Raw genomic sequence first — 20901 nt, 5'->3', positions numbered from 1 at the left:
TTTTGTTTTAATGAAAGTATAGCAGTTTTTAGGCACGGGTGGTCTTTACCTCTAAGTAAGAAACAATCAAGCATCTAACATAATATGCCACCAAACCGCATAAGCTTTTTAATAGGTTTACAGTGGTTAGCTTCTCTTCAAGATTTTCGCATAAAATAGCATCATATAAACTTGTCGCCATCACGGTAAATCATGTATTCTATAGCGATTATTAAATTATCTTTTTGATCTGAATTTCTTAACGCGAAATTCGCATCACTTCAAATTTTTGAGAACACCATTAATGGAATCCATTTACAATCCCCAAGCTATCGAAGCTGCAGTACAAAAACATTGGGCTGAGAACAAAACATTTAAAGCCGTTGAACAGCCAGGTAAAGAAAAGTTTTATTGCTTATCTATGTTTCCTTACCCAAGCGGAAAATTACACATGGGCCATGTACGCAATTACAGCCTAGGTGATGTAATTTCTCGATACCAGCGCTTGCAAGGCAAAAATGTTATGCAACCTATGGGATGGGATTCGTTTGGCTTACCTGCAGAAAACGCTGCGATAAAAAACAATTCAGCTCCCGCTAAGTGGACTTATCAAAACATTGATTACATGAAAGGCCAACTTAAATCGTTAGGCTTTGGCTATGATTGGGATCGCGAATTAGCTACCTGCAAAAAAGATTACTACCGCTGGGAACAATGGTTTTTCACTAAATTATACGAAAAAGGTTTAGTGTATAAAAAAAATGCAACGGTTAACTGGGATCCTGTAGATCAAACAGTACTCGCCAACGAACAAGTCATCGACGGTCGCGGATGGCGCTCGGGCGCGATTGTTGAGCGCAAAGAAATACCGCAATGGTTTATTAAAATTACCGATTACGCCGAAGAGCTATTAAATGATTTAGATCAGTTAGAAGGCTGGCCGGAACAAGTAAAAACCATGCAAAAGAATTGGATTGGTCGCTCTCAAGGCGTTGAAATGACCTTTGATGTTCATAACAGCGATCAACAATTCGATATCTACACCACTCGTCCTGACACGGTAATGGGCGTAACGTATGTTGCTTTAGCAGCACAACATCCGTTAGCACTCGAAGCAGCAAAATCGAATCAAGCCCTAGCCGCTTTTATTGATGAATGTAAGCAAAGCAAAGCCACTGAAGCTGATATTGCCACGATGGAAAAGAAAGGGGTTGATACCGGCTTAAAAGCTGTTCATCCACTAACAGGTGAGTTAGTCCCCGTTTGGGCAGCAAACTTTGTATTAATGGACTATGGTTCAGGCGCGGTAATGTCAGTACCTGGGCATGACCAACGTGACTTTGAATTTGCGAAAAAATATGGCCTAGCCATTCACCAAGTAATTGCCGCTAGCGAAGGTGACGACATAGAACAAGCTGCCATCCTTGAAAAGAACACGTTAGTCAATTCAGGCGAATTTACCGGTTTATCATTTGAAGAAGCATTTAACGCTATTGCTGATAAATTAATCGCGTTAGGTAAAGGAAACATTAAAGTTAACTATCGATTGCGCGACTGGGGGGTTTCTCGTCAGCGTTATTGGGGTTCACCTATCCCCATGATTAACCTTGAAAACGGTGAATCTGTACCAGTACCTGAAGATCAGTTACCCGTAGAATTACCGGAAGATGTAGTAATGAATGGCGTTACTTCTCCAATAAAAGACGACCCTCAGTGGGCAAAAACCACTTATAATGGAGAAGCGGCATTCAAAGAAACAGACACCTTTGATACGTTTATGGAGTCTTCATGGTATTACGCACGCTTTTGCTCTCCAAACGATGATACGCAAATGCTAGATCCAGAAAAAGCTAACTATTGGTTACCCGTTGATCAATATGTTGGTGGTATAGAACATGCCATTTTACATCTTTTATACGCACGCTTTTTCCATAAGTTATTACGTGATGTTGGTTTAGTAGATAGCGACGAACCGTTTAAAAGCTTGTTATGTCAGGGTATGGTGTTAGCAGATACTTATTATCGTGAAAGTGAAAATGGCGCACAAGAGTGGATTTCACCTTCAGATGTCGAAGTAGAACGGAATGAAAAAGGTGCAGTGATCAAAGCAACCAGTAAAGTTGATGGCCAACCTGTTATTTCTGCCGGCATGAGTAAAATGTCTAAATCTAAAAATAACGGCATTGATCCACAAGAAGTGATTGAACTTTTTGGTGCGGATACTGTGCGTTTATTTATTATGTTTACCTCTCCACCTGAGCAAACACTAGAGTGGTCTGACTCTGGCGTTGAAGGTGCACATCGATTCTTAAAACGCGTTTATAAATTGGCGGCAGATTTCAAAGCAAGCGGCAGTGCGCCAGATTTGGCTGGCCTTTCTTTAAACAGCCAACAAAAAACCTTACGTAGAGAATTACACAAAACCATCAATAAAGTCAGTGATGATATTGGCCGTAGAAACACATTTAATACGGCTATAGCTGCAATTATGGAGCTGATGAACCATTTAGCTAAAGCACCACTAACGAGCGAAGAAGATCGCGCAGTAATGCAAGAAGCGGTTCAAGCGGTGGTATTAATGTTATCACCTATTGTACCTCATTTAGGTCATCATTTATGGCAAGAAGTTGGTGATGGTACAACGATTGAAAACGCATCGTGGCCTGTTGTTGATCAAACCGCATTGGTTGAAGATGAAAAGCTAATTATTGTGCAAGTAAACGGTAAGTTACGCGCTAAAATTACCGTGGCTGCTGATGCAACACAAGACTCTGTTGAACAACTCGGCACCACAGAAGAAAATGTCGCTAAATTTATTGAAGGTAAAACGATTCGTAAAATTATTTACGTTCCCGGTAAACTACTAAATATTGTGGCGAATTAATGAGTGTAGTAAGTAGTAACTTACCCGTTAACTATAAGGTGTTCAGCGTTATGCTGTTCACCTTAGTGCTAACAGCCTGCGGTTTCCAGCTGCGAGGAAATTATTTGCTTGACCCAGAGCTACAACATTTAAATGTTAGTTCGGTAGACAGGTACGGTGAACTTACTCGTCTGACAATTCAACATTTACAGCGTAATCAAGTTACCGTTGCTAAACAATTTGACAATACATTACCTGAGTTACGTATTTTAAAAGACACCTTAGATCGAAGAACATTATCAGTCTTTGCCAATGGACAAGTAGCGGAATATGAACTTATCTATACCGTAAACTATCAATTGCGATTTAAAGAACAAGATCCCCTTGATTTTCGTTTTGAATTAAATCGAGATTATCAAGACGACCCAGATATCGCATTGGCGAAAAGTCGAGAATTATCGATGATGTTGAAAGAAATGCGTATTGAGGCAGCAGACAAAATATTACGCAATATGGCCAGTATACAACGCTAATTGAGAAGCAATTAATCACGTGAGAATTTATCATAATCAACTAACAGCAACGCTAAACAAACCTGCTGTACCTGTATGGCTGATTTTTGGTGATGAACCATGGCAAAAATCGAACAGCCTTTCAACAATAAAACAACACTATAAACAACAAGGCTTCGATGAAATAATTCAGTTTACCGTTGATGATAAATTTGATTGGTCACAATTAGTTCAAGAATACCAAGCCATGAGCTTGTTCGCCAGTTTACGAATCATCGAACTTGAATTACTGACAAACAAAATTGGTGATACAGGTAGCAAGATACTTGCTGACATTGCTCAACAGCTAGTGCCCGATGTTTTATTATTAATACATGGCAACAAACTTGATGCCCCAACACAAAAGCGTAAATGGGTTAAAGCATTAGAATCAAACGGCTATTTTTTACCGTTATATGATATTGAAGGTAAACACCTACAACAGTGGGTGCAAAAGCAAGCACGGTTTTATCAAATTAATATGCTTCCTGATGTTATGCTATTACTGGCTGAACTGTTTGAAGGCAATTTACATGCGCTCGATCAAGAGCTGCAAAAGCTCGCTATTTTATTTGGGCAGCAGTTAATTATCGCTGAACAAGCAGAACAGCTGATGATCAAGCAAGCGAAATTCAATCCGTTTCAACTTATTGATGCCATGCTGTTGGGAGACTTATCAAAATGCATAAGCATACTCGACCAGTTGCAACACGATGGAACGTCTGCTGGTCAGCTATTATGGTTTATCCATAAAGAAATTAAACAATTAAACCTTATGCAAGAACACATTGCTTCTGGCCAAGACATTCAAACTATCTTCAAAGAATATCGCATTTGGGATAAACGAAAGCCACTGTATCAAAAAGCATTGAACACCATGTCACCACCACACTTAGCCATTGCATTAGCAAGAATAGCTGAGGTAGATTTAACCATGAAAACAACCAGTGATTTCAATGTATTTCTTTTATTAGCCGATGTGATTACATCGTTATTTTATGGTGAAACAACAAAAGGTTTGTCTTTGAATTATGAGTATGGCGACGCATAATTTAACCAAGCAACGAATTGGTATTTTAGGCGGCACCTTTGATCCAATCCATAACGGTCATCTATACCCTGCTATCGCATGTATCGATACATTCGCACTTGATCAATTATTGCTGTTGCCTGCACATATTCCCCCCCATAAAAATACGACGGTTGCCAGCGCAGAACATCGCAAAAACATGGTCGCGTTAGCAAGTAATATACATAAAAAATGTCAGTTAGACGCAAGAGAGCTTTTACGTAACAGCCCTTCGTATACGGTAGAGACCCTAAAAGAAATAAGCCAACAACAGCCCAATTGGCAACTTTTCTTTATCATTGGTATGGACTCATTACTTACCTTTACCTCATGGTTTCAATGGCAGGAAATTTTAAAATATTGCCACTTGATTGTTACCGTTAGGCCGGGATATCAACAAGAGACTTTAGATAAAGAAAAGCTAACATTACTTAATCCGTTTTTTACCGATGATCACCTAAAACTGACAACAACACACGCAGGTTTAATTGGTTTTGTACAGCAGAAAGCGTTTGATATTTCTTCCACTAACATTCGACATTCAATTCGTGAAGGGCAAATCAATCAAAACGATATGCCTAAAGAAGTTGCTAACTATATTTTCCAACACAATTTGTATCGTTAAGCCGCTTTTCACCTATTAACCTAGTGTTAGATTAGTGCTATTATTCAGATATATTTTACTAATGAAGAGACGAAACGTTGCACATAGACGCAATTGCCCCATTTATTGTAGACAAAATTGATGATTTAAAAGGTAGAGATATCACCTCAATTAACATTAGCCAAAAATCAGACTTCGCCGATTACATGATTATCGCCTCGGGTAATTCTACACGCCACGTGAAATCAATCGCCCAGCACGTAATTATGGAGTGTCGAGCAGAATCTATTGAGCCTTTAGGAATCGAAGGAAATGATACTGGTGAATGGTGTTTGGTTGATTTAGGTGATGTTATTGTTCACATCATGACGGATGAAACGCGGGACACGTATCAACTAGAACAGCTTTGGGAAGCCTAATTATTTATGCGTATAACGCTGTTTGCTGTTGGTAATAAAATGCCAGCTTGGGTGCTTCAAGGTTTTGCTGAATACCAAAGACGATTTCCTCGTGACTTATCATTCGAACTGGTAGAAATAACACCAGGAAAACGTGGTAAAAACGCCGATATTGCTAGAATCCTTGAAAAAGAAGGTCAGCAAATGCTAGCGGCCATCCCTAAAGGTAGTAAGATCGTGACATTAGAAGTCACGGGTAAGCCGTTGACAACACCGCAACTCGCACAGCATCTCGAAAAGTGGCAGCTCGATGGTCGAGATGTTGCACTGCTTGTGGGGGGGCCTGAGGGATTAGCGCCAGCTTGTATTCAAGCTTCAGAACAAAAATGGTCGCTATCACCATTAACTTTGCCACACCCTATGGTCCGTGTTTTAATTGCTGAAAGCTTATATAGAGCTTGGAGCATCAACAACAACCACCCTTACCATAGAGAGTAACAATGGTTAAGCAGCCTCGGGTCGCCATTAGAAACCACACCGCAGAAGCAAATTTATTTGCGCGACGTTCCTTCATTGCATTATTGGGTGTAGTTATCATGTTGTTGGTGCTATTTAGTAAAGCCTACAACTTGCAAATAAGCTCTTTTGAAAATTACCAAACACGTTCAAACTCTAATCGGATAAAGCTATTACCCGTGGCACCAAACCGTGGCTTAATTTATGATAGAAATGGTGTATTGCTTGCCGAAAATAAGCCTGTTTACAGTATTGAATTGATCCCCGAGCAAATCAAAGACCTCGAAAAAACCGTTACCGAAGTCAGTAAATTATTAGGCATTTCAGCCGAAAAACAAGAAAAGCTTTTTAAATCTCTACGCAGTAAACGCCGATTTAAGCCGATTGAATTATTATCGCGTTTAAGTGATCAACAAGTGGCTTTGTTTTCTGTAAATCAACATAAGTTTCCTGGCGTGTTCATTGAAGCACGTTTAAAGCGTTATTATCCATTTGCTGATTTAACAACACATTCCTTAGGTTACGTTGCGCGAATTAATCGTCGAGATGCCATAAAATTAGAAGAACAAGGAAAAGAAGAAAACTACAAGGCAACGCGTAATATTGGCAAGCTTGGCTTAGAAAAATTTTACCAAGATGAATTGCATGGCAAGGTAGGACACCAAGAAGTAGAAATTAATAACCAAGGGCGTATTATTCGCACCTTAAACTTTACCCCTCCGGTGCCAGGAAAAGATTTAACCTTATCCCTCGATATCGAATTGCAAATGATTGCCAAACGCGCATTATCAGGTAAACGAGGGGCAATCGTAGCTATCGACCCTCGTGATGGCGGTGTGTTAGCCATGTATTCCAACCCTAGTTACAACGGGAATCTATTCGTACATGGCATCAGCACTAAAAATTACGGTAAATTATTAAGTTCAAAAGATCGACCCTTAATTAACCGTACCGTACAAGGTTACCCACCAGCCTCAACCATAAAACCATTACTTGCGTTGACAGGCTTAGAAGACGGCGTGATCACCCCGGAAACCGAAATATACGATCCAGGTTTTTACCAATTAAAAGGGGTTAAAAATAAACGCCGTGATTGGAAGAAGTGGGGTCACGGTAAAGTCAATTTATCGAAGTCCCTCGAGCAATCCTGTAATGTTTATTATTATGATTTATCCTATAAATTAGGCATTACGAAAATTGCTCGTATGATGGAAAAATTCGGCTTTGGTGAATACACTGGCATTGATATTTATGAAGAAAACAAAGCTATTATGCCCAGTGTTGAATGGAAACGCGCGAGATATAATCAACCATGGTATACCGGTGAAACGCTATCCGTTGGTATTGGACAAAGCTTTTGGACCGCAACACCACTGCAACTTGCTCAAGCTATTTCAATTTTAGTGAATAAAGGGCGAATAAAAGTACCACATTTAGTCAAAGCAAAAACCACTTACGACTCTCAGGATGGCACCACTTCAGAACAAACCAGCCGTATTGAAAATATCGCCATCGATGAAAAACCCCCTATTGTCTTAAAAGATGATAAAAATTGGGACTATGTGTTAGATGGTTTACACAATACGGTACAAAATAAAGGCGCTACCGGTTACCGAGCTTTTATCGGCCACAAGTATGATGCTGCCGGTAAAACAGGTTCTGCACAAACGGCAAATTTAGCACAAGATGAGAAGTACGATGCGAGCACTACAGAAGAGAGTCAACTTGATAATGCCATGTTTGTCGCTTTTGCCCCCTATGAGAACCCTGAAATCGTTGTTGCCGTTGCGATAGAAAATGTTGCTGAAGGTGGTGGGGCAACCAATGCAGCCCCTGTAGCAAGACAAATACTTGATCAGTACTTCGGTGATCGTGAAATTGTTAGTAAAAAACCGCATCCACTCCACGAAAATACCTACGGTGTTGATGATGATTAACGACTACCTAGTAGCAAGAGGCTTTTAATGCGTTCTCATAAACACGATCAACAAGCACAACGTTCGTTCTGGCAAATGTTACATATAGATATGCCGTTATTGATAGGGTTAATGTGCTTAATTATTTTAGGCGGTTTCATTGTTTACAGTGCAAGTGGTGGTGATAGCGCTACTGTGATCAGGCATATAAAGCGCCTAAGCATCGCGTTTGTTGCCATGTTTATTATTGCGCAAATCCCTCCATTAGTCTGGCGAAAATGGGCGGTACCAATGTACATAGTAGGCATAGGTTTACTTGTTGCCGTTTTAGCTTTTGGCCATGTAGGTAAAGGTGCACAACGTTGGTTAAATTTAGGCTTTGTAAGTTTTCAGCCTTCTGAAATTATGAAGCTCATTGTTCCCATAACTATTGCTTGGTTTATTAGTCAATATGACCTACCCACTAAATTTAAGCATATTATCATTGCCTTTTTAATGGTGATTGTCCCAACACTATTAATTGCTAAACAACCTGACTTGGGTACGTCTCTCTTAATAGCGAGTTCTGGGGTATTTGTTATCTTTCTTGCCGGTGCTAGTTGGAAACTTATCGGTGGTTGTGCCGTGCTCGGTTCTGCTTTTGCACCGGTTTTATGGATGTTTTTGATGAAAGACTATCAAAAACAACGCGTACTCACTTTCTTAAATCCTGAACAAGATCCATTAGGCTCTGGTTACCATATCATTCAATCTAAAATTGCAATTGGTTCTGGAGGATTAAATGGTAAAGGCTGGATGCAAGGCACACAATCACAACTTGAATTTCTACCTGAACGGCACACTGATTTTATTTTTGCAGTATTTAGTGAAGAATTTGGCTTAGTTGGAGTAACATTATTACTCGTAGTGTATTTAGCCATTGTAATGCGAGGGCTTTGGATTGCTGTTAATGCACAACACGCCTTCACTAAACTTTTAGCTGGTAGTATTACCTTAACCTTTTTTGTTTATGTTTTTGTCAATATAGGCATGGTTTCTGGATTATTACCCGTGGTAGGTGTGCCGCTACCTTTGGTAAGCTATGGCGGTACATCAATGGTAACCTTGATGGCTGGGTTTGGCATTTTAATGGCCATTGGTACTCATAGACGATTTATTATGTAATATGACTTATACAAACTTTCTTTTCATTATTGTTTTTATTGTATTAATGGGTTGTAGCGCACAACAAGGGCGCTATAAACAACAACACGATAGCTCACCAACTAGGAAACCTAGCGCTGTAGAGTTACAAGACGCGATACCCAGAGTTGAGAAAAAAAGTAGAGGTGGTAACCGAAACTACACCGTTAGAGGTATTCAGTATGAAGTACTTGATAACGCCTCTAACTTTAAGCAACAAGGTGAAGCTTCTTGGTACGGTAAAAAATTTCATGGTCATTTAACCTCAAACGGTGAAATTTATAATATGTACGGTATGAGTGCCGCCCATAAAAACTTACCATTACCAACGTATGTCAGAGTCACCAACCTCGCCAATAATAAATCTGTCATTGTGCGAGTAAATGACCGCGGCCCTTTCCATGAAGATCGTGTGATTGACCTGTCATATAGTGCAGCATATAAGTTAGATATGCTTAAAACAGGAACCGCACAAGTTACTGTAGAAGCAATTAGCAATATCAACCAAGAAGCCACAGTAGTTAACAAAGAAAAAACGCATTATATTCAAGTTTTTGCCACTAAAAACTCAACTCAAGCTAATAAAACCGCCAACAAAATTAGTACATTGTTTAATTACCCCACCAAAGCTAAACAAGAAAATGGCTATTACAAAGTTCATATTGGCCCTATCAAAGAAAAGACAGTCATTAGCATGCTGCTAGAACAGCTAAAGACACAAGGCTATCCATCTGCTTTTACCGTAAAATATTAAAGAGCGGATTATGATCAAGCCACGCTAGTTAGCCAAAAAACGTGTCGTATTTGTCAGCGATAGAGTAAAACATCAAAAGATACAAATTCCTCGACGTTACAACGTAGTAATCGCCTGCAAAACTGGTATACTTTTGAAAAACTGGTGTTCGGGTGAATGTTCAATAAACTCGGTAATTCTACTGTATTACATAAATTTCAAGTTATAAAAGGTTAATTATGCCATCATCTTTGGTAAAAAAAATAACTACAAATGGTAAAAAGTTACTCACATTTGTTGGTTGTATCGCTTTCTCAATTTCATCACTTAGTCATGCTTCAGCAATTATTCCTTCTCCTCCGCAAATTAATGCTAAAGGGCATATTTTAGTTGATTTCACCACCGGTAAAGTTATCGCAGAAGGAAATGCTGATATTCTTCTTGCTCCAGCCAGCTTAACTAAAATCATGACAAGCTACATTGTTGGTAAAGAGCTGCAATCAGGAAATATCAAAAATAACGACCCTGTTAAAATTAGCAAAAATGCATGGGCAACAGGTAATCCTATCTTTAAAGGCTCGTCATTAATGTTTTTAGAAGTAGGTAAAGAAGTTCCTATTCATGAAATAAACCAAGGGATTATTGTTGCTTCCGGTAATGATGCGTGTGTCGCAATTGCCGAACATATTGCAGGCAGTGAAGGCGCGTTTGCCGATATGATGAATGCTTATGCAGAGCAACTAGGCATGAGCAGTAGTTATTTTGAAAACAGCCACGGTTTAGACAGCACAGAGCATAAAACCACAGCAAGAGATATGGCAACATTAGCTAAAGCATTAATCCGTGATGTACCAGAAGAGTATGAGATTTATAAACAAAAATCTTACACTTATAACGGTATTAAAACAGTAAACCGCAACGGGCTTTTATGGGATAAAAGCATGAATGTAGACGGTTTAAAAACCGGTCATACTGCTCAAGCAGGTTACAGTTTAGTGAGTTCTGCAACCAAAGGTGACATGCGTTTAATTAGTGTTGTGATGGGGGCAAACAGTGAACGTTCACGCCTTGTTGAAAGTAGAAAACTATTAAATTACGGCTTCCGATTTTTCGAAACCTATACACCTTATAAAGCAGGTGAAACGTTTGCAACAAATCGCGTTTGGATGGGCGATAAAAAAGAAGTTGAGTTAGGTATACTTGAAGATACCCCAATTACCATTCCTCGCGGTCAACGTAAAAACCTCAAAGCCAACTTTGAATTAAACAAACAACTCGTTGCGCCATTAACAAAAGGTGAAGTTGTTGGCACGGTATTTTTACAACTTGACGGTGAAGATATCGGCCAATACCCAATGGTTACGTTACAAGAAATTAATGAAGGCGGAATGTTTGACCGTTTAGTTGACTACATAAAGCTTCAATTTACTCATTAAACGAAGTACAACATGGTCTAGGTACACTTGTTAAAAAGTACTACTTAATATAAAGCACCTTCGGGTGCTTTATTGGTTCTGTGTGGTTAAATTTACACCCTTACTTGAAATTCTCTTTAAAAGCACCATTTTGCTCTGCAAGAAACAATGTTAAAATAGCCGAAATTTTGCTTAGCCTGATAATTCAGCTCTTTGATATTAAGCAAACACTTTAATGAGCACCGTAATGAAAACCAAATTTGATGAACTATTAGAATTTCCGACAGTATTAAACTTCAAAGTCATGGGCGTTGCTTGCGATGAACTGCCAGACCTTGTTGTTGCGGAACTTCAAAAGCATACACCTGGCGACTATTCGCCTACCATCAAGCCGAGCTCTAAAGGAAATTATCACTCTGTCTCTGTGGCTGTTACCGTAACAAGTAAAGAACATATCGAACTTATCTATAAAACGCTCAATGATATTGAGCCAGTGCGATACGTACTGTAGCGATTAACATTCATGACAGACATTAATCAACAATTAGTCATTCGGCAATTAGATCAAACTGACTACACCACAGTGTGGCAAGCCATGAAAGACTTTACCGACACAAGGGGCGACAGTACCCCTGACGAACTGTGGTTAGTCGAGCACCCATCAGTATTTACCCAAGGCCAAGCAGGAAAAGAAGAACACTTGCTCATGCCTGGTGACATACCTGTGGTAAAAGTCGACCGTGGCGGTCAAGTCACTTATCATGGCCCTGGGCAACAAGTGATGTACTTTATGATCAACTTGCGTAGAAAAAAAATGGGTGTGCGTGAGCTGGTAACCTTAATTGAACATGGGATTATTGCAACCATGGCCGATTTTAATATAGAAGCTTACGCAAAACCTGATGCGCCTGGCGTTTATGTTGATAATAAAAAAATTGCTTCATTAGGATTACGCGTTCGTAAAGGTTGTTCTTTCCATGGTCTAGCACTCAACATAGATATGGATTTATCACCTTTTTTGCGAATCAACCCTTGTGGTTACGCAGGCTTAGAAATGATACAAAGTGCAGATATCTGCGCATTAAAAACGGTTGAACAAGCAGGTGAAACGCTTGTAAAACATATGTCAGCGTTACTTAACGCAAATACACTCAGTTATAAAACCGGTTTGGAGTCATTACATGACCATTAAATCTTCACGTATTGAACCTGGTACGAAATTACGCGACGCCGATAAAATGGCGCATATTCCCATAAAAGTAATGCCTTCTGAGCGTGAAACTATGCTACGTAAACCAGAATGGTTACGCATAAAGTTACCCAGAACCACAGAGAAAATTGATCAAGTAAAAGCAGGCCTAAGAAAACACGGTCTTCATTCTGTTTGTGAAGAAGCTTCCTGCCCTAACCTATCAGAGTGCTTTAATCACGGTACGGCAACGTTCATGATTTTAGGTGATATTTGTACTAGGCGCTGTCCGTTTTGTGATGTTGCTCACGGTAGGCCCCTTAAGCCTGATGCAGAAGAGCCAAAAAAATTAGCGCTAACACTTAAAGATATGGCACTTAAATACGTGGTGATCACCTCTGTTGATCGTGATGATTTACGCGATGGTGGCGCGCATCAGTTTACCGAGTGTATCCGAGAAATTGCCGAACATGCACCGCATACGAAAGTAGAAATTTTAGTTCCTGATTTTCGCGGTCGTATGGACCGTGCGTTAGACGTATTAAATCAACATCCGCCGCACGTGTTTAATCATAATTTGGAAACCGCCCCACGCTTATACACAAAAGCTAGACCAGGTGCTAACTATCAATGGTCTTTAGATTTATTGAAAAAGTTTGGTGAAGCAAATCCAAACGTGCCAACTAAATCTGGTTTAATGGTTGGCTTAGGTGAAACAAACGAAGAAATTCTTCAAGTCATGCGTGATTTACGCGCACATGGCGTAACCATGTTAACGATTGGTCAGTACTTGCAACCGAGTAAAGATCACTTACCTGTTGAACGCTATGTTCATCCTGATGATTTTGATATGTTTCAAAAAGAAGCCATGAAAATGGGCTTTGAACATGCAGCATGTGGTCCGTTAGTACGCTCTTCATATCATGCTGATAAGCAAGCTGCAGGTGAAGAAGTTGTGAATTTCAACCCTTCTAGCGACTAAACAACGATAAATTGTACTACATCGTTATTTTGTACTGCGAGCTTATCAAATAATGGCAGGGAATATTCCTAAAATAAGGGAATTTCCCGCTGATGATCGCTACTGGCGAGTAGATTGGTTTGGTGCAATCGAACGAAATCCACATGTAACCTCAGAACCCTTTGTTCAAATAGTAATAAGCCCGTTTATTCAAAACAAGGACATACACTCCTCATCTAAGAAGCTCGCCTCAACTCATGTTACAGACTATAAAGATCAATGCGTTATAAAGATAGGTGTCGGCCAATTGCCATTGATCAGTGTAGGTTCAATCTGGCTAAATGGTTACTGCCAGACTATTAAAGCAGGCAAACAGGAACGCTTTTACAACCTACTGATTAACGACAAAACCATACGAATGGTCTCTGGTAATCACAAGGAAGAAGACAAAAACCTAATCCCATACGACGGCTATCGAACCGGAAAAGGTTTTATGGCTAATTTAATAGCCGTTGAAAGAGATAATGATCCATTCGGACTGTTAATTCCAGCAATGGAGTTAATTCGGTTTTATTACGCTGTATCAACGGACATGGCACATGTAATCTTTTCTGGTGACCTAAAGCACCAGCCAAGAAATATCCTTAATCCTGAAAAATGCGGTTTTTTAGAGGAAGAGGACCGATGCATACTGCACTTACGGCAGCACCTTTCAGATGAAGATGGCTGGGTGATCGGCAGAATACTAGCTTGTGACGAAGCTTGGCAAGGAGCAACACTTCCTCATGACGCTATGATGCGGGACTCTCTGAACACTAAATTTTCTCATCCTGAAAGTGGCTTTCCTTTCTCCGGCTTCACAAACCTCAAAGTTAGAGGGAAATACATAAAAGCCCAAGACAGTAACTCAAAAAGTGGTTGGCGCTATTTGGTATTGGGTATAGAACACTGTTCTGCTCCATTTCCATTTGAAAACCTCACTGCGGGTAGGGATAACGATCCAACGCAGTCGGAAGGTGAAGACGAAATTAGTGATGCAGATAAGGCAACCGCATTTCCAGCGGCGAGGCACAAAACATCTGACGGAAAAAAATCATTTCAAAATACAGATGAACCAGACCAAGCGAAAACCAAGGAACACATCCCCCTACCAACCGACAGATTTGGAGCTATTGCGGGGAAAAAAGTCGATAGACCGGAAAAAGATCAGTGTCGCTACATTAGCAGGCTACGTAACGTCCCAAAGGAAGATGAATCTAAAAATTTGGGAACTGGGCAAGGAAATTTAGATGGTTCAGAAATTGCCCGAGGCCACGTAGATCAAACACGAACACGCCGAAAGGCGCTCCCTGCAAGCTTTGAAACCTTCAAGGAAGCTATTGAGCTTCTAAACCAAACTGAGGGAGTTCAGGCAAGTTTGCGTCCAGAAGAAGAAGTTATAGAGTATATACCGCTGACAAAACCAGCCAATAAAAAACAATGGTCGTATCTTGACTCAAGCACACGAACCAGGCGGCATGTCATTATCGCAGATATCTACTTTCATCATCGATGGTATTCATTAATGGAATTTGAGCTTCGGAAAAGTGACAAATGTAAAGTGGCATTAATATCTAACAGTAACGGGGAATATTACTCTAACCATCAAATAAATTACCTATTAATTCAGCTCGCAAATGAAAAAGGTATTTGGAAAAATTGCAGCATATTTACAGAGAAAGCTATTAATATTATTACTATGAAGCATACATGGCCATCAGAAGCCCAATTCTGCAAAGCTATAAATCTAAAAATAAATTACAAATCAATAAGTTAATCAGCATTCAATTGAATTTAACTGTTTACTCTTTTATTACTTTCAGTTGTGTTTATTCATACTCTGCCTACCCTAATTCCTTTGTCAGTATTAATGATAAGCAGATACACAGATTTAGTTACAGGATAAATAATTAATCATCACGAAAATATGCCCAATCCAGTAAAGGCTGAAAATTAATAATCATACTCTCAATTTCAGCAGAGTTTGGGTTAAATCCGCCGTGTCCAATATTATTTAATACAAGTACATCTCCAAACTGTCGACTTTTAGAGTTAACTTGCACACACTTAAAAACACTAACATCTTTTTGGTTATCAAAGAAATCACTCTTGTTATTAGTCATATGATTAATCAATGCTTGAATACCAAATTCAGATACTCTTGAATACTTGTCGTTAAAATCTTTTTTAATTCTTGCTAAAGTTCCCTTTTCAATTACAACTCTTAAACTTAGAGCTGCACTAACTGGCCGGTCAGCTATTATTTGATACCTCAACTCATCAATAAATTTGATTAAGCCTAGATTAGAAATATCTGATTCTTTCAAGCTTTGTAAATAGTCAAGTATTGTCTTCCTTTGAGATTTACCCTTATTAACTTTAGGTTTAGCTGTTTTCTTTACCCCACTACTGCGAGTTTTTTTTGGTGATGGCTTATTCGCAGGAGGAGGAATATCATCTTCGCTTGAAATAAAAACAGTTTCCTCAATTGACTTTTCCGCTCTATAGTTTTCACACTGATTGCAAAATAGGGAAACCTCAGGTTCTTGTCTTAATAACTCTTCAATAAAAGCATCTTCATCAAAGTCTATCTCATCTTTTGTATACGTCACTGGCAAACCATCAATAGTTAATTCACCATATAATCTCTGGGACCTATATTTGTTTTTTGTTCCATATAGCTTATTTGGTTTATAATCCTTTTCATGTGTGCCAACCACTACTCGTCCGTTTCTAAATAAAACCAGCCCTGGGTTATCGGTATCATATCGGCCGGTTTTCAGAATATATATAAAACCTGTTATTTTCGCTGAAATTCCATCGTGAGAAAAATCAAATGATATGTTCTTATACCAAGATCTTTCTTCTCCAATTGCATAGTAAGTTGATTTTTTCTGTCTAGTCACAGATTTATTAATAGGTGAAACCAGAATAGTATTATCATCATGAGCTTTATAATTAAGAGGTTTAGGGTGCGAACCATCTATTGATGCTTTTAGAACCAATACTCTCTCAGAGCTATCTAAACTTGTAAACCTTTGATAAATCTCACTTAGTAAGTTGCAGATAGATTCTGTTTTAGCTTTATCTAACTGTCTTCTACTTCTTAAATCAGTTAGTTTAATTACTGTACCATGATTTGAGATCATACTGTCATTTTGGCTATCTTCAACAGTAATTTTACTACTACCTTCGGCAAATAATTTATTCAAATCAAAGTGTACAGAGTGATGCTCTTTTTCAAGCAAATTTTTGGTAGTAAGTTCCCATGTATCAGTAAACCAGACGGAGGCGGCTTTCATACCTATGCCAAATTCACTTAACCCTTCAATAACAGGCTTTTTCGCTGGTTTAAAGGCACGCCCAAGCTCTGACTTTAGCATGCCAGGGCCATCGTCAATTATTTCAATGGAATTTCGCTTATTTTTATTTTTTTCATATTCATTTGTAAAAAAATTTAAGGTGACGGATAAGTATTTTGTAGAAAGAGCTTCGTTATTATGTTGAAAGGCATGAATTGCATTATCTATAAATTCCGCAAGAGCGAATGCGGGGTTATATCCCTGTTGAGGAAGGATTCTATACATCCCCATATCTGGTGCTACATCAACTTCTAAATCACCAGTAGTTAAATCATCTCTACTCACAACAAAATTCCCTCTTAATTAAAGTACAACAATAATTTGTACTAGATAGTTTTCCATACTTTCAAGTTGGTTGCAATTAACTCAACAATTTTCGCATTAACAGCATTTCCTAACGCTTTGAATGACTTAACTAGCCCTTCTGGTAAGTTTTTTAACTCATGCAAATTTTGTAGTTTCGCTGCTTCATGAGCCGAAATATATCTATTTTGTGAAGGAATAATAGGTATTTGGGTAGGTGTCATAGATATTAATGATGGTGCTATTTCGGGCTTTAATATCCGAATACCCGAAGCTCTAAACTGCACGATGTGCTGGTAAATATCATGTTCAAAGTGCTTACCTCTCCACTCTAGTATTTGCCAGCTATTATTTTCCTTATCAAGTAATTTAGACCACTCATCTATAACACTTGTATGCTTAGAGTAAACCGAGCGACTATATTTGACAGACTTTTCTAGCCAATTCGCCACCTGTTTATTTTTACGACAATAACTTGGTAATAAAGCAAGTAATTCATCCCAGGTCTTACAACCAGCTAAAGATACTCCGTATGCTCCACTATACTGACGCATTTGCTCTAGATTCAAGTTAGTAAAATCCAGTGGATAAGTGGCTCCAAACTCAGGAGCAACGAGCGATACAGAGGAAAGCTTACCTAGGTGGATTTTTGAAAGCAATGACTGCCAATGCGCTAGCAACTCAACCTTTTTGTGCTCTAATGGCTTTGAATCACATTGTTCATCCAGAATATCAAGTAATGTTTTCTTATCTAATTGGTTACACGCAGGCCATGTGAAAGATTCTTCACTAAGCTGGCTACCTACGATAAAAACACGCTTTCTATTCTGCGGTATACCAACATCAACAGGTGAAATAACTTTATACTCCAACTTGTAGCCAATTTTCTTAAATGACTGCTGCATATAATCCCAAAATGTTCCTTCTGCTATCGTTAATACATTAGGAACATTCTCTAGAACAATGAACTTAGGTTGATGATGTTTAGCGATGCGTATCACATGATCAATTAGCTTACCTGACTCAGGACACTCAGCCCCCTTTTTCTTACCCGCTAAAGAAAAAGGTTGGCATGGAAAACCTGCACACATTACATCATGCTCAGGTATAGCTTTTTCATCAACCTTAGTAATATCACCATGGGGTTCAATACCATAGTTTTTAAGGTAAAGCTCTCTTAAATGAGGTTCTAACTCACAAGCAAATACACATTCATACCCACTATTCATAAAGCCAGTATGAAAGCCCCCAAGTCCCGCAAATAAATCGATAAATTTCATACTTAACTTCCTTGTAATGTTGTTGAATTAGCTATTTTTGCAATATGTTTAAGTAACCCGCGAATTTGCTGCTCTATACTAGGGTTACGCTGTATTGCACTCTCTATTTGTAGAAATTCTCTTTTCAATTTAGGTTCAACTGATTCATTAAACGTAGAAACATCAATACCTAAAAAGTCGCAAAGTTTTACGACACGCTTACTACTTACTTCAAATTTATTTTTTTTAACTCTTTGCACAAAATCTTTATCCAGAGCCGGAAAACCATTGGCAATATCTTCTTTGTATGCAGAATTAAAGGCTTCACAGCACTTACGCAACGAAAGTTTACGTTGATAAAGTTCCGTTTTTACTCTTTCAGCAATCTCGAAATTTGTTAATTTATTGCAATTCATAAGTATCAAATAATTACGACATCATCTCATAATGTATCATTTAAGTGCGACTTGTCAATTATTAAAAATGTCCCGATGACGGAGGTTACATTGTTATGATTTGTTTTGTATTATCTTTTTTAAATCGACAATTGTGAGGTTAACTAATAGTGATAATTTTTGCCTTTGATCCACATGGTGTTGTTCAACCATTAATAGATGCATGTCAAAAATTAAAGCCAACCGCAATTATTCTTATGGGAGATAACTGTCTAAATTCCCCCATCCCTATAACTTTTGAAAAGCTATTAAAGGAAGGAGTAAAAGTTTATGCAATCAGTGGTAATCATGATCATGGATCTATATCAAATTTAGATATGCCACACATGTTAGATGGCAAAGTGGTTGATATAGATGGGCTAAGAATTGGCGGATATGACTGGTCATTACATGATGTAATGTGTAATCAACACCTCGATATCGTTGTTTCTCACTACCCACCAACAGGTTTCAAAGACATGTCTCATTATGATTGGCATCATAGTGCGATAAAAACCGCAGAACTCACTCTTAAGAGTAATGCAGTAGCGGTATTTCACGGGCATCTACATGGAAATAGGTTATTTGATCCTGTAGGCATCTACGACATCTCATGTGCTCTAGCCATCTCGACTTGTGAGCATTTATTTGATGAATGTGGAAATATACTTGGTCAATCAAGCTACAAAGGCTTTACTCAACCTCAAGATGATTATCAATATTGCATAGCTGAAATGATGAAAAGGGGCTACCAATATAAAACCAAGCAATCTCGAAAGAGCAAAATAGATGAATATCGCTATATTGAATCTGCTTATTATTCAGATGGATGCGGTGTTTGTGTTCCCTGCAACGATAATCATCACTGTCATAGAGAAACAAGAGTAGATCATAATTTTAATATTGATATTTCTAATGAAAAACTTAATGGTTCAGCTTCTTTTCATTTTGAAGCAGCCAAGCAAAGAGCCTACAAACGTATGCTAAGTGAATTATTGGACATTAGAAGGAAAGTTCCCCATACGCCAAATTTCAAAGGCTTTGGCGGACTAATAAGATACAAAGGCGATAAGGCCTGGACGGTTTTAGATGAAACGCACCAAATAACGTCACAAAAAGTTGTAATTGAGAAATTTGGTATAAAAACAGCGGAGAAATTTTTCGATAAGATAATAGGGTTCTATAAAAGCAGCTACTGCACTCAACTTCTATTTGATAAAAAACAAAAAATTACACTCAATAATGATGCAGTAAAAAAACAGCAATTTATTCAATTCCTAACGAAAAGGAAAGTTAATATAAATCAATAAGTTTATATCAAATCAGGCTATTGATTAAAAAACCTCTCAACTTCTTAAGTTATGTAGATGTAGCTGAGAGGTTTTAATTTATAAACTAATGCCTTGAACTTATTTTGCTTCAATTACTGCTAGCTTTACCATGTAATTACAGCAGTAAATTTAGTTAAACGAGTATTTTTAGTTCTGCATTCATCTCTATCATAGTAAGAAGGGCAGTCACTGTTAATTGCAGGATTTGTTACCCGTGCTCTTAATTCTAAATCTGTTGCACTTAAAAGTTGTCCATTTGCCCCTGTATACACACCACTTCCATTTAACGGAATGCCTGAACCTCTAGGATTACCGCCACCTCGAACGAAAGGAAATGTAAAGCTATTTTGTGAACCGAAAAATGCCATCATCACTTGATAGTCAGCAACTAATACGGCTTCTTGAAATGTATAACTGAAACTAACTGATTTTATTGTTGCATTTGAAGGCGCACCAGCATAAGTAATACAATTGCTGAGGGAAACTCTAGGCTTAGGCTGGCTGCTGGTATACGGATTGGGATAATAACCATCTGTAAATGGAATAGTTACATCATATGTAACCATTCCGCCAGGCCCATAATCAATTGGCGAAAAATTACCATCCTCATCGACAAGATCTATAGTACAAGTCCCTGCTAAAGCAGACGTGGACAAGAGCGCAGTAAAAATAATTGATATCAATGTATATATCTTTTTCATTATTAATAATCCTTTGTTTAATATAAAAAAGCAGGGATACGATAACTCTAAAGTAGGTTACTTAAAGTCGGTTAAATTACAGATTTGAATAGTTAC

The 20901-nt window shown here is 38.4% G+C and carries 19 protein-coding genes; 15 read left to right on the top strand and 4 right to left on the bottom strand.

From position 1 onward, the window contains the following. Positions 1 to 283: 283 nt before the first annotated feature. From leuS to Q4489_RS06035, 14 genes are all read left to right on the top strand, one after another. Positions 284 to 2863, top strand: coding sequence for a leucine--tRNA ligase (gene leuS, locus Q4489_RS06100; RefSeq protein WP_303478136.1), 2580 nt, complete (start codon positions 284 to 286; stop codon positions 2861 to 2863). Continuing rightward, positions 2863 to 3375, top strand: a complete 513-nt coding sequence (gene lptE / locus Q4489_RS06095) for an LPS assembly lipoprotein LptE (RefSeq protein ID WP_303478134.1) — start codon at positions 2863 to 2865, stop codon at positions 3373 to 3375. Before leuS ends, lptE begins: the two co-directional genes overlap by 1 nt. Before the next feature lie 19 nt (positions 3376 to 3394). Further along, the gene (holA, locus tag Q4489_RS06090; protein ID WP_303478132.1) at positions 3395 to 4444 is read left to right on the top strand and encodes a DNA polymerase III subunit delta; all 1050 of its coding nucleotides are present in this window, start codon (positions 3395 to 3397) and stop codon (positions 4442 to 4444) included. Then, on the top strand, positions 4425 to 5087 hold the full coding sequence (nadD, locus tag Q4489_RS06085) for a nicotinate-nucleotide adenylyltransferase (RefSeq protein ID WP_303478130.1): 663 nt from the start codon (positions 4425 to 4427) through the stop codon (positions 5085 to 5087). Before holA ends, nadD begins: the two co-directional genes overlap by 20 nt. A 77-nt stretch (positions 5088 to 5164) precedes the next feature. After that, entirely contained in the window at positions 5165 to 5485 is a 321-nt protein-coding gene (rsfS, locus tag Q4489_RS06080) for a ribosome silencing factor (RefSeq protein WP_303478129.1), read from the top strand. A gap of 6 nt (positions 5486 to 5491) precedes the next feature. Then, complete coding sequence (gene rlmH / locus Q4489_RS06075) at positions 5492 to 5962, top strand: 23S rRNA (pseudouridine(1915)-N(3))-methyltransferase RlmH (protein WP_303478127.1); 471 nt, start codon at positions 5492 to 5494, stop codon at positions 5960 to 5962. Positions 5963 to 5964: 2 nt separating this feature from the next. Further along, the gene (gene mrdA, locus Q4489_RS06070) at positions 5965 to 7917 is read left to right on the top strand and encodes a penicillin-binding protein 2 (RefSeq protein WP_303478126.1); all 1953 of its coding nucleotides are present in this window, start codon (positions 5965 to 5967) and stop codon (positions 7915 to 7917) included. Between the two features lie 27 nt (positions 7918 to 7944). After that, positions 7945 to 9060 (top strand): rod shape-determining protein RodA, encoded by a 1116-nt coding sequence (gene rodA / locus Q4489_RS06065; protein WP_303478125.1) that lies wholly within the window; start codon positions 7945 to 7947, stop codon positions 9058 to 9060. 1 nt (position 9061) lies between these two features. After that, positions 9062 to 9832: a septal ring lytic transglycosylase RlpA family protein gene (locus Q4489_RS06060; protein WP_303478124.1), complete on the top strand. Its 771-nt coding sequence runs from the start codon at positions 9062 to 9064 to the stop codon at positions 9830 to 9832. Between the two features lie 218 nt (positions 9833 to 10050). Continuing rightward, a complete protein-coding gene (locus Q4489_RS06055) occupies positions 10051 to 11247 on the top strand; it encodes a serine hydrolase (RefSeq protein ID WP_303478123.1) in 1197 nt (398 codons plus the stop codon). A gap of 226 nt (positions 11248 to 11473) precedes the next feature. Continuing rightward, on the top strand, positions 11474 to 11737 hold the full coding sequence (ybeD, locus tag Q4489_RS06050) for a DUF493 family protein YbeD (RefSeq protein WP_074500563.1): 264 nt from the start codon (positions 11474 to 11476) through the stop codon (positions 11735 to 11737). A 12-nt stretch (positions 11738 to 11749) separates the two neighbouring features. Then, entirely contained in the window at positions 11750 to 12418 is a 669-nt protein-coding gene (lipB, locus tag Q4489_RS06045; RefSeq protein ID WP_303478122.1) for a lipoyl(octanoyl) transferase LipB, read from the top strand. Beyond that, positions 12408 to 13397: a lipoyl synthase gene (gene lipA, locus Q4489_RS06040; protein WP_303478121.1), complete on the top strand. Its 990-nt coding sequence runs from the start codon at positions 12408 to 12410 to the stop codon at positions 13395 to 13397. The genes lipB and lipA overlap by 11 nt, the downstream gene beginning before the upstream one ends. A 52-nt stretch (positions 13398 to 13449) precedes the next feature. After that, the gene (locus Q4489_RS06035; protein WP_303478120.1) at positions 13450 to 15192 is read left to right on the top strand and encodes a hypothetical protein; all 1743 of its coding nucleotides are present in this window, start codon (positions 13450 to 13452) and stop codon (positions 15190 to 15192) included. 133 nt (positions 15193 to 15325) lie between these two features. Here the strand turns inward: Q4489_RS06035 and Q4489_RS06030 are convergent, their stop codons facing one another. The 3 genes from Q4489_RS06030 to Q4489_RS06020 are packed head-to-tail and all read right to left on the bottom strand — an operon-like array spanning position 15326 to position 18755. Then, positions 15326 to 17062, bottom strand: coding sequence for an ATP-binding protein (locus Q4489_RS06030; protein ID WP_303478119.1), 1737 nt, complete (start codon positions 17060 to 17062; stop codon positions 15326 to 15328). 41 nt (positions 17063 to 17103) lie between these two features. Then, a complete protein-coding gene (locus Q4489_RS06025) occupies positions 17104 to 18360 on the bottom strand; it encodes a DNA cytosine methyltransferase (RefSeq protein ID WP_303478118.1) in 1257 nt (418 codons plus the stop codon). Positions 18361 to 18362: 2 nt separating this feature from the next. Continuing rightward, positions 18363 to 18755: a hypothetical protein gene (locus Q4489_RS06020; RefSeq protein ID WP_303478117.1), complete on the bottom strand. Its 393-nt coding sequence runs from the start codon at positions 18753 to 18755 to the stop codon at positions 18363 to 18365. A gap of 149 nt (positions 18756 to 18904) precedes the next feature. Between Q4489_RS06020 and Q4489_RS06015 the strand changes: the two genes are divergently transcribed. After that, positions 18905 to 20083, top strand: a complete 1179-nt coding sequence (locus tag Q4489_RS06015) for a metallophosphoesterase (RefSeq protein ID WP_303478115.1) — start codon at positions 18905 to 18907, stop codon at positions 20081 to 20083. A 125-nt stretch (positions 20084 to 20208) separates the two neighbouring features. On the opposite strand, the gene Q4489_RS06010 is transcribed toward Q4489_RS06015, so the two are convergent. Beyond that, positions 20209 to 20805 carry a hypothetical protein gene (locus Q4489_RS06010; RefSeq protein ID WP_303478114.1) on the bottom strand — a complete coding sequence of 199 codons (597 nt, stop codon included), beginning with the start codon at positions 20803 to 20805 and terminating at the stop codon, positions 20209 to 20211. Positions 20806 to 20901 lie beyond the last annotated feature (96 nt).

The sequence above is a fragment of the Thalassotalea sp. 1_MG-2023 genome (genome assembly GCF_030546745.1).
Classification (GTDB): domain Bacteria; phylum Pseudomonadota; class Gammaproteobacteria; order Enterobacterales; family Alteromonadaceae; genus Thalassotalea_C.
This window is presented reverse-complemented; position numbering and strand designations above follow the sequence as displayed.